Raw genomic sequence first — 15,709 nt, 5'->3', positions numbered from 1 at the left:
GGGCCCCGCACCATCCGGTGCGGGGCCCTCAGCCGTACTCCTCCACCCGGAATCCGATCAGACGCTCTCGGACTGCCCGGGCTCGACCGGCTGAGCTGACTCGACCGGCTCAGCCGGCTTGACCGGGGCCTGGCGCCGCAGCGGCGGCCGGTCCGGGAGCAGCCGGGTGTAGATCTCGTCGATGATCTTCGCCTGGGCCTCCCAGGTCCACCCGTCCAGCAGACCCGGCTTGTCGTACGCCTTCCGGTAGCGCTCCGGGTCCTCCAGCACCGCCTTGGTCGCCCGGACGAAGTCCTGGACGTCCTGGGCCTTGAAGACCTCGCCCTGGCCGGTGGAGCGGACCATCTCGGCCATGGTGCGGATGTCGCTGACCACCAGCGGCAGCCTGGCCTGCGAGTACTCAAAGAACTTGTTGCTCAGCGCCACCTCGTGGTTCATCAGGTGGTGCAGCGGGCTCACCGCGGCGTCCGCGCTGGCCAGGTGGTCGGGCACCTGCCAGTGCGGCACGAACGGCAGGAAGTGCACCCGGTCGCCCACGCCCAGTTCGTCGACGATCTTCTGGGTGCTCTGAATGGCCTTCATCTTGCGCGGAGTGACCGACACCAGCGCCACGTGCACGCCCGGCAGGGAGGGCAGCGCCTCAATGATGGTCTCCACACCGCGCACCGGGCTGATGCCGCCGACATAGGCGAGCAGGGGCGTATCGGCGTCGAGGCCGCACAGCTCCCGCAGGTTCCCGACCGGGGGAACCCCCTTCAGCTCGTCCTCTCCCGGGTGCATCACGGGAGCGTTCAGTACGACGGAGGGCAGTTCCTTGAGCCCGTGTCCGTCCTTGAGCATCTGCGCCAGGGACGGGGAGACGGTGATCGCCGCATCGGCGAACACCGCGTGCTCCTTCTCCCAGGCCGCGTGTCCCGGCACCCAGCGGCCGTGGACCTCGGGAAGACCGGGTACGAACTCATGGGCGTCCCAGACCAGCTTGACCGAGCGGCCCTTCGCCCGGGCCCGCACCGCCGCCCGCGCGCCCACGCCGAGCATCTTGAAGTCATGGGCGTGGATCAGATCGGGCTCGAAGTCATCGATGTGCTTGGCGAACGCCAGCTCGAAGTCCCACAGGTTCGGCATCAGCCTGCGCCAGGAGCGCTCGCCCATCAGCTTGGTCCACAGCGCCGTCGTCGTGCGGTCCAGCGGCGCGGTCAGCGGCTTGCGCCGCTTGTTCAGGTTCCGGGTCTCCCGGGCCCGCAGGGCGACCCACTTGCTGACCAGCTTCGCGGACACCCGGGGCAGCAGCAGCCGTCCCTTGGAACCGCTCACGCTCTTGCCCGGGTGGCCCGCCTGCGCGGCCTTGGCGGCCGCCTGACGGAACGCCAGGTCCGAGCGCCATGCCTTGGCGGCCTGCACGCGGTACTGAGCGACCTGCTGCGACCGGTACGCCAGCGGCCTGCGCAGCAGCGGACGGCGCAGCTCATGACGGCGCGGCTCCAGATGGGCCGGCTTGGGAATGAGCCGCACCTGGGCGTCGCCGAGCTTCCAGGACTGGATCTTCGGCGTCGCCGAGACGCCGAAGAGGACGACATCCCAACCCGCCTCGGCCGCGGAACGAGCAGCCTTCTGGACCCGCGAGTCAGCCTTGACCCCGTTGTCGACGAGCATCACGACCCGCCCCCGGGTCTCCCGCGCCGGGGTGGTGCTGTCGGGCTTCATGTACGCGCCTTTCCTGATGGACTCGGTCACGGCCAGTGGTGCGCGCCGCAGCGTGCGAGCATACCGTGCACCGCCGTGATCACCCATTCTCCGCCTTGACATACGGCCACGTACTATCGCCATGCGCCGTCAGCGCCCGAACCCCTCAAGGAGCAGAGCAACGTGAAGGTCCTCAGTGTCGTCGGGGCCCGGCCCCAACTGGTGAAGCTCGCGCCGATCGCCGCCGCTTTCGCAGGCACCGATCATCAGCACGTCATCGTCCACACCGGGCAGCACTACGACGCCGACCTGTCCGATGTCTTCTTCTCCGGGCTCGGCATCCCCGACCCCGATGTCCACCTCGGGGTCGGCTCCGGAAGCCACGGTGTGCAGACCGGCGCGGTCCTCGCCGCCATGGACAAGGTCCTCGCGGACGAACGCCCCGACTGGGTCCTCGTCTACGGCGACACCAACTCGACGGTCGCGGGCGCGCTGTCCGCGGTGAAGATGCATCTGCCGGTCGCCCACCTGGAAGCCGGGCTGCGCTCGTTCAACCGCCGGATGCCCGAGGAGCACAACCGCGTCCTCACCGACCACTGCGCCGATCTGCTGCTCGCGCCCACCGAGGAGGCCGTGCGCCACCTCGCCAACGAGGGGCTCTCGGAGCGCACCCGGCTGGCCGGCGACGTCATGGTCGACATCTGTCTGCGCATCCGGGACGCGGTGCTCGCCGGGGAGCACCCCGCGCCCGCGCTGCCGGAGGGCATCGACCCCGACGAGCCGTTCCTCCTGGCCACCCTGCACCGCCCGGACAACACGGACGACCCCGCTCGGCTCGCCGCGATCGTCGAGTCGCTGGCCGCGCTCCCGGTCCCGGTGGCGCTGCTCGCCCACCCGCGGCTGGTCGCCCGCGCCGAGGAGCACGGCATCAAGCTGACCCAGGGCTCCGTGCACACGAGCCGGCCGCTGCCGTACGCGGGCCTGGTCGCCGCCGTCATGGCGTCGTCCGGCGTGGTCACCGACTCGGGCGGCCTCCAGAAGGAGACCTTCCTGCTGGAGCGTGCCTGCACCACCATCCGCCCCGAGACCGAGTGGGTGGAGACCCTGGAGGGCGGCTGGAACGTCCTCGCCCCGAACCCGCACGAGATGGCGGCGGACGAGTGGGCGAAGCTCGCCACCAGGCCGGCGCCCTCGACCGAGCGTGGCACCCCCTACGGCGACGGCACCGCCGCCCGGCGGGTCGTGGAACTGCTGGAGGAAGCCCACCGCGGCTGATGCGCCCGGCGGTCCCGAGAAGCACCGAAGGCGCCCTGCCACCTCCACTGCGGAAGGTGGCAGGGCGCCTTTCGCCGAGCCGGGGGCTTGGGGGCTCAGGCCCTCTTGGTGAGGAAGGAGTCCAGCGCCGCCACCGTCGCCGTACCGTCGTGGTACTCGCGGACGTAGTCGGCGGACTCCCGTCCGATGCGGGCGGTCGCCTCCGGATCGTCGAGCAGCCGCTCCATGACCGAAGCGAGCGTCTGCGGAGTCGCGTTGACGATCGGCGGAGTCACTCCGGAGGCCGCGATGGACTCCTCGTCGAGATAGGCGATGACCGGCTTGCCCGCCGCCATGCCCTCACAGGCGAAGGTGCCGTAAGCGCCGATCGCGAACTGGTCGATCACGATGTCCGCGTCCATCACCAGCTCCCGCACCCGGGACCAGGCGACGTTCTCCGCGAGCTGGAAGTCGATGACCCCTCGTGCGTTCAGGTCCTCCAGCAGCGGGAGCACCCGGTCCGTTCCCTTGGACCAGCGCGCGGACGGGGCATGGACGACCACCGGCCGCTTGCGCTCCATCACCGGCCGGTCACAGGCCCACATGTCCAGGTCCACCACGAGCGGTGCCCAGGTCGCCATCGGCAGGTCGAGCAGCAGATCGGGGGTGGTGACGAAGACCGGCAGACCGGCCTCCTCCGCGATCCGCCGGTTGCGCACGGCCAAGGTCGTCAAGGTCTCCTCGTAGCCGTCCGGGGCGTCGAGGAAGAGGGAGTAGGGATTGCGCTTGCGGTGCCGTGCGGGATCCCTGACCTCACTGCCGTGGGCGAGGAGCGCCACCTTGATCCTGGCGTGCTCCAGCGCGGCGAGGTCGCCCTCGATGCTGCCGCCGTTCAGGCCGCCGAAGACCGGGCGGAAGGCGTCGGCGATGAGATGGGTGTAGCGACGCACGGTCCGCTGGACCAGTTCCAGCTGGACGTCGAGGTTGCGCAGGGCGGCGACGTCGAAGTAGACATCGGCCGGGTAGTCGTGCTTCTGGGTCGGGGCCCGGTGCTTGACCACCTCCGCCGACACATCGTCCCGCATCCGGGTGATCGCCGTCGCATAGGAGGCGAGCTGACCCGCGTAGTTGGCCGGCGCCAGTCCCAGCTTGATCGGCGTGGGGCCGAGCGGTCGCCAGGCGCGGTCCAGGTCCTCAAGCTTCTTGGCCGACGGAGACGCGACCTTGCGCTCCTCGGCGTCCCAGCGCATACCGGTGAGCGGCTCGGCCGGGGCCTTCCCGGAGATCTCGGTGTAGACCTTCAGCAGCACCTCCGCCTGGTGCTCCCAGGAGAGGTCCGTGAGCAGCGCTTCGTTGATGCTCCGCTGGAGGGCGTCATGGTCGGTGGTGGCCCGCTTGACGGCCGCGACGAAGGACTCCGTGTCCTCGGCGGTGAACACCTCACCGACGCCGTGCACCCGGACGAACTCGCTCATCGCCTTTATGTCGCTGGTGATGATCGGCAGCCGGGCGTGCAGATACTCGGCCGCCTTGGTGGGCAGTGAGCTCTCCACGTTCGGGATGCGGTGGAACGGGGTCAGCCCCAGGTCGGCGCTGGAGAGGTAGTCCGGCACCTCGTGCTGGGGGACGTAGGGGACGACATGGACCCGATCGCGCACCCCCAGCTCGGCCGCCAGCTCGCGCAGCGCGGTCAGTCCGGCGGTGACCCGGCCCGACACCAGCGCCAGATGGTGCTCCGGCAGCTGGACGAGCGCCTCGACGGCGGTGGCGACACCGCGATCGGGGGCGATCCACCCCGCGTAGACCATCAGCGGTACGCCCTCGTCCAGACCGCAGGCGGTACGGACGGAGACCCGGCCGACGGCGTCGCCCACGACGGAACGGATCGGGGCGTTGCGTACGACGGCGGGCGTCCGGGACAGCTTGTGGTCGGCCCGCAGCATCTCGGCCAGCTCAGGCGAGACCGTCACCACCGCGTCAGCCCGGCCGATGAACTCGCGCTCCACTGCCGGGAAGGCGGTCCTCATCGCCGGCTTGGCCCACTCTATTCCCGCGACGTACTCATGGGAGTCGTACAGCCAGGAGCACTTCAGGCCGCGGGCCCGCAGTCGGGAAGCGGCCCGGGCGGCAGTGTGGATCATGGTGATGTCATTGGCGTGGATGACGTCCGGTGCCAGTTCCTCGATGAACGGGCCGAAGGCCAGATCGAGGTCGAGCAGCGCCGGCCAGTCCTCGCGCCAGTCGCCGGTGGTCTTCTGCGACTTGCGGCGCTGCTCCCAGCGGTAGGCCTTCACCCGGAACTGGTGCGCACTGCGTCGCGCGTGCACCCATGCTTTCAGACCGGCGACCGTCGCACCGGCCACCGGGGAGTCACTGAGGTATCCGATACGAGTGGTCTTCTCACGGACCCAGGCCCGGTGCGCGTCCCGCATCTGGTTGAGGTTCTCACCGTCGCGGATGCCGAACTGGGTCAATCTGGCCCGTGGACCACCACGGTTGTTCTTCGCGGTGACAAGTCGTTCCATACGGTTTCCGACCGGCAGGCGCACCACCTTGACCGGGCCGAACCACGAGTGCTCGGCCTTCTTCGCCGTACTGCGGCCGATGAGGGTGACATCCCATCCGGCACGCGCCGCCGCCAGAGCGGTCTTCTGCACCCGGGAGTCCCCAGTGATGCCGTTGGCGACGATGACGGCCAGCTTGGGCCGGGTGACAGACGTAGACATACACAAATCCTCACACAGAGAAACGGCTTGTGGGCCCGGCCGTCAGACAGCCGGGCCGAGCCGAACACTTCTTTGGGTCAGCCGCCGATGACGACGCGACGGACTCCGGCCCACCGCGCGGGGTCCGTGACACGACGGCCGTCGACCAGCACGGTGACGTCCGGCAGGTCCGCCGCGGCCAGTTCCTGGTACTCGGAGTGGTCAGCCTGGAGGACAGCCGCGGTGACCTTCTCCCCCTGGTGGGGGGTGAGCCCGTGCGCCACCAGCTCATCGGCCGTGTACATCGGGTCCGAGACATAGGCGACGGCACCGCGCGCGGCGAGCGCCTCGACGGTCGGGAAGACGCCGGAGAAGGCCGTCTCCTTGACTCCGCCCCGGTAGGCGGCACCGAGCACAAGCACCTCCGCACCCGTCAGGTCGCCGTAGGCGGCGGCCAGCAGATCGACGGCGTACTCGGGCATGGCGGCATTGGCCTCACGCGCCGAGCGGACGACGGTCGCCTCCGGGTCGTTCCACAGGTACATCCGCGGATAGATCGGGATGCAGTGACCACCCACGGCGATGCCGGGCTGGTGGATATGGCTGTAGGGCTGCGAGTTGCAGGCCTCGATGACCTTCTTGATGTCGATGTCGTTCTTGTCAGCGAACCGGGCGAACTGGTTCGCCAAGCCGATGTTGACATCGCGGTAGGTGGTCTCGGCGAGCTTGGCCAACTCCGACGCCTCGGCGGTGCCGAGGTCCCACACGCCGTTCGGACGGGAGAGGTCCTCGCGCTCGTCGAAGTCGAGGACCTTCTCGTAGAACTCCACACCGTGCCGGGCGGAGGTCTCGTCAATGCCGCCGACGAGCTTCGGGTAGCGGCGCAGATCGGCGAAGACCCGGCCGGTGAGCACCCGCTCCGGCGAGAAGACGAGGTGGAAGTCCTTGCCGGCGGTGAGGCCCGAGCCCTCCTGGAGCATCGGCGCCCAGCGGGTGCGGGTGGTGCCCACCGGCAGCGTGGTCTCGTACGAGACGAGGGTGCCGGGCTTCAGCCCCCGGGCGATGGCCTGGGTCGCGGAGTCCATCCAGCCGAAGTCGGGGGTGCCCTCGGCGTCCACGAAGAGCGGAACGACGACGACAACGGCATCGGACTGGGCGACCGCGGCGGCGGTGTCGGTGGTCGCGGACAGCAGCCCCGCGCCCACCGTCTCCTTGAGCAGCCGGTCCAGGTCATGCTCACCGGGGAACGGCTCGGTGCCGGCGTTGACCAGCTCGACGACCTTCTCGTTCACATCGGCGCCGATGACCTTGTGGCCCTTCGCCGCGAACTGCACGGCGAGCGGGAGCCCGATCTTGCCGAGCGCTACTACACAGATATTCATCGGGTTGTCTTCCTCTTCATACGGGCCAGACGGGACCGTACTCGCGGCCACAATCTGCTAGGGGGCGGGAACAGCGGGCCGGTCACGACGATCATCCGGCCCTTGTTGTTCACCCGCGCGGCGACACGGTAGGGGGTGGTGCTGCGCCAGCGTCTGGCCAGCGGCATCGGCTTGTCCCGGGCGGGCACCGGGATCTCGTACACCGCCCCGGCGACCTCGGCGTGCACCCGGACCGCGAGGGACGCCGAACGCGGCTCCACGGGAATGGTCGCCCGGATCACGGTGCCGGTGTCGGACTCCTCGCGGGTGAACTCACCCACCAGAGGGGGCACTTCCCTGCCGAACGGCAGCCTTCGGCCCCCGGCCTGGTCGGAGCCCTTGGGAAAGTTCCCCGGCAGCAGCCGGATGACGGCCGCCGAGGTGTTCCCACTGAACGCGGTACGCACCGCGATCTGGAGCGCGAGGTCGTCTCCGCGCTGCACCCAGGCGGATTCGATCAGCTCCGTACCGGCGGCGAGTTGGGCTGCCACCGACTCGTCGAGTACCTCGAACACCCGGTCGGGAATGTTCAGCAGGGGCTCCCGGAAGCCGGGGTAGTGGGCGAACGCCCGCCCGCTCGCGGCCTGGTCGCCCTCCAGCAGGAACAGCAGCGACCCGCCGGGCTCTTCGGCCTCGATGGCCCGGACCAGCTCGTCCACCGCTCCCTTGTGGGCCAGTGTCAGGCGGACCCGGCGCTGCACCGGAAGCGCGTCACGCAGCGGGTCGGTGAGGTACTTGCCGGCCAACTCGGCTATACCGGAGCACACCTGGCGCTGCGTACGCCCGTCCAGCGCGAGGAAGTCACCCTGCACCAGCTTGGCAAGCTCCCAGGTGAAGTGGCGCTTGAAGAGGGTGTCCCGGTTCGGACCGGCTTCGATCAACTCGGCCGCGTGGTGCATGATCCGCGCCGTGCACCGCAGCCGGGCCAGATGGTCGGCACGGTAGGTGATGTTGCTCGAATCGCCGCGCTTGACCGCGTAGTAGTAGGTGTAGTCCGCGAGCACCGAGATCTTCCGGGCCCGGACGCACGCCTCGATGGTGAACGGCTGGTCGCTTCCGACCGGCATGTCCTCGGGGAACCGCAGCTTGTGCCGCTCCACCAGGGCGCGCCGGAACAGCTTGGTGTTGGCCAGCGTGAAGGGCAGCGCCGAGTCGAACAGGTCCACGTCCGAGACGCTCTCTTTGTAGAGCGCCTGGTGGACGTAGCGGCCGTTGGTGCCGACCATCTTGCCGACGACGACATCGGAGTCGTTCTTGTCGGCGCAGGCCACCATCCGCTCCAGCGCTTCCTCGCCGAGGTAGTCGTCGGAGCCGATGAAGTAGACATACCGGCCGGTGGCCACTTCCAGCGCCCTGTTACTGGGCGCGGCAGGGCCGCCGGAGTTCGTCTGGTGAATCACCTTCACGGTGTCTGGGTACTGCTGCGCGAAGCGGTCGAGCTCCGCTCCGCTGTCGTCCGTGGAACCGTCGTCGACGGCCACGATCTCCAGCCGGTCCCTGCCAATGGACTGCCCGACAAGGGAACTGAGGCACTCCGTCAGATACGGCATCGTGTTGTACACGGCGACGACGACGGTGACATCAGGACTGGTCACAGGAGTGGACAAGGCTCCCTCGCCCTACTGGGCCACTGCGCGCGCGGAAAGATCAACGGTTCTGCCGTCCGCCGCCGACGCAAGGACGGCCGCCGCCACCTCGACGGTACGCAGACCCTGCCGCAGCGTGCAGATGTCGACGACCTTGCCGAGAACCGCGTCGCGGAACAGCTCGTGCTCGACCAGCAGCGGCTCACGCTTCGGAATGGCGTAACGGATCATGTCGCCCTCGGCGACACCGCGGAACGCCTGGAGCGCCTCCCACTCGGTGGCCTGGGCGGCGTTGGAGTAGAAGGTGAGGTCGGCGGTGAGGGTGTCCGCGATGAAGCAGCCCTTCTCACCGGTGACCGAGGTGAAACGCTCCTTGAGCGGGCTCAGCCAGTTCACCAGGTGGTTGACCATGGTGCCGTCGGAGAGCTGACCGACCGCGGAGACCATGTCCTCGTGCTTGCGGCCCGACTTCGACACCGTACGCGCGGAGATCGAGGTGTACGTCTGGCCGGTCACCCAGCCAGTGAGGTCGATGTCATGGGTCGCGAGGTCCTTGACCACACCGACATCGGCGATGCGGTGGGGGAAGGGGCCCTGACGGCGGGTGACGACCTGGTAGACATCGCCGAGCTCACCGGCCTCCAGCCGCTGGCGCAGCGAGAGCAGCGCGGGGTTGCAGCGCTCGATATGGCCGACACCGGCGACCAGGTCGCGGGATTCGAACGCCTCAACGAGCCGGCGGGCACCTTCCACGGTGTCGGCGACGGGCTTTTCGATCAAAGCGCAGATTCCGGCCTCGGCCAGCGCCAGACCGACTTCCTCATGCAGAGCGGTCGGGCAGGCCACCACGGCGTAGTCGATACCGAGGGCGATCAGCTCCTCGACGCTCGACAGCACGGGGACGCCCTGCGCCCAGCCGTTCTTGTCCCCCATCGGGTCAACGACGCCGACGAACTGGACTCCGTCCAGCCCGGCGAGTACCCGGGCGTGGTGGCGGCCCATCGAGCCAAGGCCGACCAGGCCGGCGCGCAGTCCCTGTGCTCCCGCGGTGGTCACAGATTCTCTCCAAGATCATTCACGGCGACGACGATGCGTTCAAGGTCTTCCGTGGACAGCGAGGGGTGCACCGGCAGCGAGATGACCTCGGCGGCGGCCCGCGCGGTCTCCGGCAGGTCCCAGTTGCGGCCGGCCTTCTGGTCCGGCTCCCAGAACGGCTTCAGCTGGTGGACCGGGGTCGGGTAGTAGACCGCGTTGCCGACCCCTGCTTCGGTGAGCTTGGCCATGGCGGCGTCGCGGTCACCGCTGAAGCGGATCGTGTACTGGTGGTAGATGTGGTGCGCACCCTCGGCGACGACCGGAGTGGTCACATTGGGCGCGGTGATGTGCTTGGTGAGGTACGCGGCGTTGGCGATGCGCTGATCGGTCCAGCCGCCCAGCTTGGCGAGCTGTACGCGGCCGATCGCGGCGGCGACATCGGTCAGCCGCATGTTGACGCCGACGATCTCATTGGCGTACCGCTGCTCCATGCCCTGGTTGCGCAGCAGCCGCAGGGTACGGGCGATCTCGGCGTCGCCGGTGGAGACCATGCCGCCCTCAAGGGAGTGCATGTTCTTGGTCGGGTAGAAGCTGAAGGTCCCGCCGGCTCCGAAGGCGCCGACCGGGGTGCCGTTCAGCGCCGCGGCGTGTGCCTGGCAGGCGTCTTCCACCACGGCCAGCTTGTGCTTGGCCGCTATGGCCATGAGCTGATCCATCGCCGCGGGGTGGCCGTAGAGGTGCACCGGCATGATCGCAGCGGTGCGCGGGGTAATAGCGGCCTCGACCGCGGCGGGGGAAAGGCAATAGGTATCGGCATCGATGTCGGCAAAGACAGGGTCTGCGCCGACCAACCGGACCACGTTCGCAGTCGCGGCAAAAGTGAACGAGGGAACGATCACCTCATCACCGGGGCCAATGCCCAGGGCCAACAACAGCAGATGCAGTGCGGATGTGCCGGAGTTGACGGCGACGCAGTGCCGACCGTCCACCAGCTCGGAGAATCCCTCTTCAAACGCTGCTACTTCGGGGCCTTGTACAACTCGCCCGGAACGCAGAACCCGTACCGCCGCCTCGATCTCTTCTTCACCGATGATCGGGCGGGCAGCGGGAATCGGCTGCTGATTGCTGCTCGTCATGGACGTCCTCCTTGAACACCGCAAGAGCTCTCTGTGGCAGGAGGTCTGGGGCGGTGCGGACGTCTCGCGAGGCCGTGCACACCCCTTCGGCGCAAAGCCAACGCCCTACCGAGGATCTGGGACCGGTCGTGTCCCGAGCCGAGCCGGTCACCCGCCGGAGTGTCCGGAACGGGTTCACAAACCCGGCAGCGACTGCCGTCACATTATCAGGGATTTCCCCAGTAACTTCGGGGGCCCTTAGCCACCGACTGCATCAATTCGGAGACAAAACCGTGTCCCATCCCACGAACTGTGGGATGGGACACGATTCATTCACTGAGGGCTCATCAGTTGTTCAGCTCTCGGTGGCCGCCGTCACAGACGCGGGCGACTGCTGCTCGGCCGCGGAAGTCTTCTTCGCGCTGGCCTTCTTGGCGGTTGTCTTCTTCGCCGCGCTCTTCTTCGCCGTTGTCTTCTTAGCGGCGACCTTCTTCGCAGTGGCTTTCTTCGCCGTCTTGCGTGCGGCGGCCTTCTTGGCCGGGGCGCCGTCGGCGCTTTCGGCTTCGACGGCACCGGGCGTGTCGGAGGCGTCCGCCGGGGCCTCGGCAGGCTTGGCCGGCGCCTCGGCCGCGGCCACCACGACGACAGCCGCCTCCTCGGCACCCGAAGGCGACCCGGCCGGAGCGGTGACCTTGCGGGTCACCCGACGACGGGCCCTCGGCGGGGCGGCCTCGGGAGTCGCCGCTTCCGCAGGAGCCTCGACGACCTCGACCGGCTCGGACGCAACCGGCTCGGACGCAACCGGCTTGGACTCAGCCGACTTGGGCTCGACCTCCACGACGACCTCCGGCTCGGCGGCCGTGGGTGCGCCAGCGGGGGCCGTGGCCTTACGGGTGGCCCTACGGCGGGTACGGCCGGCGGGGGCCGCTTCCGGGGTCTGCGCCACGGACTCGGCGGCCGGCGGGGCCACCTCCGGCTCAGCTTCAACCGGCTGCGGCTCGGGCTCCGACTGCCGCGCGGGCTCGGTAACCGCCCTGGTCTCGGGGGACCTCGGCGCACCGCCGGGTGCCGATACCCGGCGCGTCGCCCGGCGGCGGCCACGGCCGCGCTGGGCGGCCGCCTCCGCCTCAGCAGCGCTGCTGTACAGATCCTCGTCCGGTACGAACTCGGGTTCGGCGAGCGCCACCGGCTCGGCCACCTCGGCGGCGAGCTCCGCCTCGGACTCGACCTGCTCTTCGGCGACCGCCGTCTCGTGCTCGTGCTCGTGGCCCTGCTCCGAACCGCCGCGGCCACGCTTCTTGGAGCGCTTGCCGCCACCACCGCCGCCCAGGGACGACGGCTGCTCCATATGCACGATCACACCACGGCCGTTGCAGTGGACACAGGTCTCGGAGAAGGACTCCAGCAGACCCTGGCCCACCCGCTTACGGGTCATCTGAACCAGACCCAGCGAGGTGACTTCGGCTACCTGATGCTTGGTCCGATCCCGGCCCAGGCACTCCAGCAGGCGCCGCATCACCAGATCACGGTTGGATTCGAGCACCATGTCGATGAAGTCGACGACGACGATGCCGCCGAGGTCGCGCAGCCGCAGCTGGCGCACGATCTCCTCGGCCGCCTCCAGGTTGTTCCTGGTGACGGTCTCTTCCAGATTGCCGCCCTGGCCGGTGAACTTACCGGTGTTGACGTCGACCACGATCATGGCCTCCGTCTTGTCGATCACCAGCGAACCGCCGGACGGCAGCCAGACCTTGCGGTCCAGCGCCTTCATCAGCTGCTCGTCGATCCGGTAGGTCGCAAAGACATCGACCTCGCTGGTCCAGCGCTGAAGACGGTCGGCGAGATCGGGCGCCACGTGCGACACATAGCCGTGGATGGTCTCCCACGCCTCGGAGCCACTGACGATGACCTTGGAGAAGTCCTCGTTGAAGATGTCGCGGACGACCCGGACCGTCATGTCCGGCTCGCCGTAGAGCAGCGAGGGCGCGTTGGAGCTGCCGCCGCTCTTCGCCTTCTTCTGGATGTCCTCCCACTGCGACTGGAGCCGCTCCACATCGCGACGCAACTCGTCCTCGCTCGCCCCTTCGGCGGCGGTGCGCACGATGACACCCGCGTCCTCAGGGACGATCTTCTTGAGGATGGTCTTCAGCCGGGCGCGCTCGGTGTCGGGCAGCTTCCGGCTGATGCCGGTCATCGAGCCCTCGGGGACGTACACCAGATAGCGGCCGGGCAGCGAGACCTGGCTGGTCAGCCGGGCGCCCTTGTGTCCGATCGGGTCCTTCGTCACCTGGACGAGCACGGACTGGCCGGACTTCAGCGCGACCTCGATCCGACGCGGGCCGTTCGCCATGCCGAGCGCCTCGAAGTTGACCTCGCCGGCGTACAGCACCGCGTTGCGGCCCTTGCCGATGTCGACGAACGCGGCCTCCATGGACGGCAGAACGTTCTGCACCTTGCCCAGGTAGACATTGCCGACGTACGACGTGGCCTGTTCCTTGTTGACGTAGTGCTCGACCAGCACATTGTCCTCAAGGACACCGATCTGGGTGCGCTCACCGCTCTGGCGGACGACCATCACCCGCTCAACGGCCTCACGACGGGCCAGGAACTCGGCCTCCGTGATGATCGGAACGCGCCGACGGCCCTGCTCACGACCCTCACGACGGCGCTGCTTCTTCGCCTCCAGGCGAGTGGAGCCCTTGATGGACTGCACCGCGTCCTGGAAGTCCGACGCATCGTCCAGCTTGGCGCGTGCGGCCCTCGGCTCACGGACCTTGACGACCGTACGCTCCGGATCGCCGCCCCCCGCCTCCTCATCGGCCATCGACTCACCGCTGCGGCGCCGACGACGACGCCGGCGACGGCTGCTGGAGGTGGTGGCGGAGGTACCGGAGTCGGAGTCATCCTCGTGCTCTTCGTCGCCCTCGTCGGTGGAGTCGTTCTCCTCCTCCGCCGCGGGCTCCTCGAACTGCTGCTCGTAACCCTGCTCGTCGGAGGTGCCATCGGCGTCGGGCGCCTCGCCACGACGGCGACGACGGCCACCGCGGCGGCGACGGCGCGAAGGGCGGTCGCCCGACTCGTCGTGGTCATCGTTGTCGGAGCCGTCCACACCTTCGGCGCTGTCCGCGCTGTCGGCGGTGGCGGGCTCCTCAAGGACCTGCGGGGAAACCTGAGCGGACCGCTGCGGCTCGTCGCGCGCCTCCCGCTCGACGGACTCGGCGGGCTCGACGGACTCGGCGGGCTCCACCGGCTCGGCGGACTCACCGCGGCGGCGGCGACGGCGACGGCCCGTGGGCTCGGGCGCCGCCGCGACGACCGGCGCGGGGGCCTCGACGGGCTCCGGGGCCGGTGCGGGCTCGGTGAACTCCTCGTCTTCGTCCTCGACGTCGAGCGCGGCGGCGGCGGCAGCCGCAGCGGCCGTCTCCGGAGTCTGGAACATCGGCTCGGTGAAGACCGGAGCCTGGAAGACGGCCACGGCGGGGCGGGCGGCGCGGCGCGCGCGGGCGCTGTCGTCCGCGCGGTGCGCCGGCTGGGCGGTGAACTCGGGTGAGACCACCCGACGCCCGCGTGCCCGGCCGCGGGGCGCGCCCTTCTCGGCGGCCTCGCTCTCCGGGGCTACGGGCTGCTGCGACGCGGTCCGCGCGGCGGGAGCCTCGGGCCGGGCATCGGCGGCGGTCTCATCAGGGGAGGCCTTGGGCGCCTCGGCCTGGGCCACCGGAGTGGTGGTCCCGCGGGTGGCACGGCGGCGGGTGCGCGGGGCCGGGGCCTCAGCGCCAGCGGGAGCCTCGGTCGGCTCGGGCTGTTCGGCAACGGCCTCGGGGGCGGCTGCGGGCGTCTCGGCAACGGTCTCGGCAGCGGGCGTACCGGCAGGGGCGGACGCACGACGACGGCGACGCGGCGCCGGAGCCTCAGCGTCCACGGAGGCATCCGAGGCATTCGAGGTCTCCGGGGCAACGCCGGCAGCAGGCGCTTCAGCCGCAGCGGCCGGCTCGGCGACCGCCTCGGGGGCGCTCACCTGACGGGTGGCACGGCGGCGCTTGCGGGGCGCGGGGGCCTCGGAATCGGCGGCTTCGGGCAGCTCAGCGGCCGCAGCGGCCTCGGCGACGGAAGCCTCAGCAGGCGCGGTGGGCTCGGCGGAGCCAGCCGGCGCGGAAACCTTGCGCGTGGCACGCCGACGAGTACGCGGCGCCTCAGGCTCCTCGACCGCCGAACCCACCGGAGCGGCCTCGGCGACGGAAGCCTCGGGCGCGGCCTCGGCGACCGGAGTATCCACATCGGCCGGCGTACCGGCAGGGGCGGACGCACGACGACGGCGACGCGGCGCCGGAGCCTCAGCGTCCACGGAGGCATCCGAGGCATTCGAGGTCTCCGGGGCAACGCCGGCAGCGGGCGTTGCCGCCACGGCGGGCTCGGCGGAGCCAGCCGGCGCGGAAACCTTGCGCGTGGCACGCCGACGAGTACGCGGCGCCTCAGGCTCCTCGACCGCCGAAACCACCGGAGCGGCCTCGGCGACGGAAGCCTCAGACGCGGCCTCTGCCGGTGCGGCAGCAGCCGTTTCGGCGGCGCCCGGCGGCCCCGCGGGGCGCGAGGCGGCGCGGCGGCGACGGCGCGGCGGCAGTGTGTCGCTCGGAGAATTACTGTCTTCGCTGTGGTTCCCGGTGGTACCGGGTTCGTTCGACTGGTGCATTGCGGGCGGTTCTCCCGTCACGCTCCCGGGCGCCGCGCCTCATTCCGGTCCGGTCCCGGTCCGCGTAGAACGCGGTACGGCCGTCCGGGGCGCGTGCGCCGCACGGGAGCTGATGTCTGGCTCGCCGGTTCCGTACGCGATGTACGCACGGCCTGGCGAAAGTCTTCTGGTCTGCGCGCGACCCGACCCAGGTGGCTCCCGAGTGCCAGGGTTGCGCTACAAC

Annotated in this window: 8 protein-coding genes; 1 reads left to right on the top strand and 7 read right to left on the bottom strand. The window is 69.8% G+C overall.

The features are described 5' to 3' along the window. Positions 1-57: 57 nt before the first annotated feature. Positions 58-1,704, bottom strand: a complete 1,647-nt coding sequence (locus NBG84_RS34290) for a glycosyltransferase family 4 protein (protein WP_250923593.1) — start codon at positions 1,702-1,704, stop codon at positions 58-60. 162 nt (positions 1,705-1,866) lie between these two features. On the opposite strand from NBG84_RS34290, the gene wecB reads away from it, so the two are divergent. Continuing rightward, complete coding sequence (gene wecB / locus NBG84_RS34285; protein WP_250923592.1) at positions 1,867-2,958, top strand: non-hydrolyzing UDP-N-acetylglucosamine 2-epimerase; 1,092 nt, start codon at positions 1,867-1,869, stop codon at positions 2,956-2,958. 95 nt (positions 2,959-3,053) lie between these two features. Here wecB and NBG84_RS34280 read toward each other — a convergent pair whose 3' ends face one another. From NBG84_RS34280 to NBG84_RS34255, 6 genes are all read right to left on the bottom strand, one after another. Then, on the bottom strand, positions 3,054-5,663 hold the full coding sequence (locus NBG84_RS34280; RefSeq protein ID WP_250923591.1) for a glycosyltransferase: 2,610 nt from the start codon (positions 5,661-5,663) through the stop codon (positions 3,054-3,056). 77 nt (positions 5,664-5,740) lie between these two features. After that, complete coding sequence (locus NBG84_RS34275) at positions 5,741-7,024, bottom strand: nucleotide sugar dehydrogenase (protein ID WP_250923590.1); 1,284 nt, start codon at positions 7,022-7,024, stop codon at positions 5,741-5,743. Beyond that, on the bottom strand, positions 7,021-8,658 hold the full coding sequence (locus tag NBG84_RS34270; RefSeq protein ID WP_250923595.1) for a glycosyltransferase family 2 protein: 1,638 nt from the start codon (positions 8,656-8,658) through the stop codon (positions 7,021-7,023). The genes NBG84_RS34275 and NBG84_RS34270 overlap by 4 nt, the downstream gene beginning before the upstream one ends. 24 nt (positions 8,659-8,682) lie before the next feature. Beyond that, positions 8,683-9,705: a Gfo/Idh/MocA family protein gene (locus tag NBG84_RS34265; protein ID WP_308312147.1), complete on the bottom strand. Its 1,023-nt coding sequence runs from the start codon at positions 9,703-9,705 to the stop codon at positions 8,683-8,685. Then, the gene (locus NBG84_RS34260; RefSeq protein WP_250923589.1) at positions 9,702-10,820 is read right to left on the bottom strand and encodes a DegT/DnrJ/EryC1/StrS family aminotransferase; all 1,119 of its coding nucleotides are present in this window, start codon (positions 10,818-10,820) and stop codon (positions 9,702-9,704) included. Before NBG84_RS34260 ends, NBG84_RS34265 begins: the two co-directional genes overlap by 4 nt. A 334-nt stretch (positions 10,821-11,154) precedes the next feature. Further along, positions 11,155-15,486, bottom strand: a complete 4,332-nt coding sequence (locus tag NBG84_RS34255) for an Rne/Rng family ribonuclease (RefSeq protein WP_250923588.1) — start codon at positions 15,484-15,486, stop codon at positions 11,155-11,157. Positions 15,487-15,709 lie beyond the last annotated feature (223 nt).

Origin of the sequence: Streptomyces albipurpureus (genome assembly GCF_023701525.1) — a bacterium.
GTDB classification, from domain to species: Bacteria; Actinomycetota; Actinomycetes; order Streptomycetales; family Streptomycetaceae; genus Streptomyces; species Streptomyces albipurpureus.
The sequence above is the reverse complement of the archived record's forward strand: the minus strand, read 5'-3'. Positions and strand labels throughout refer to the sequence as shown.

Coding starts and splice junctions, on each gene's coding strand:
- NBG84_RS34290 (WP_250923593.1), bottom strand. CDS start 1,704: ATGAAGCCCGACAGCACCACCCCGGCGCGGGAGACCCGGGGGCGGGTC.
- NBG84_RS34280 (WP_250923591.1), bottom strand. CDS start 5,663: ATGTCTACGTCTGTCACCCGGCCCAAGCTGGCCGTCATCGTCGCCAAC.
- NBG84_RS34275 (WP_250923590.1), bottom strand. CDS start 7,024: ATGAATATCTGTGTAGTAGCGCTCGGCAAGATCGGGCTCCCGCTCGCC.
- NBG84_RS34260 (WP_250923589.1), bottom strand. CDS start 10,820: ATGACGAGCAGCAATCAGCAGCCGATTCCCGCTGCCCGCCCGATCATC.
- NBG84_RS34255 (WP_250923588.1), bottom strand. CDS start 15,486: ATGCACCAGTCGAACGAACCCGGTACCACCGGGAACCACAGCGAAGAC.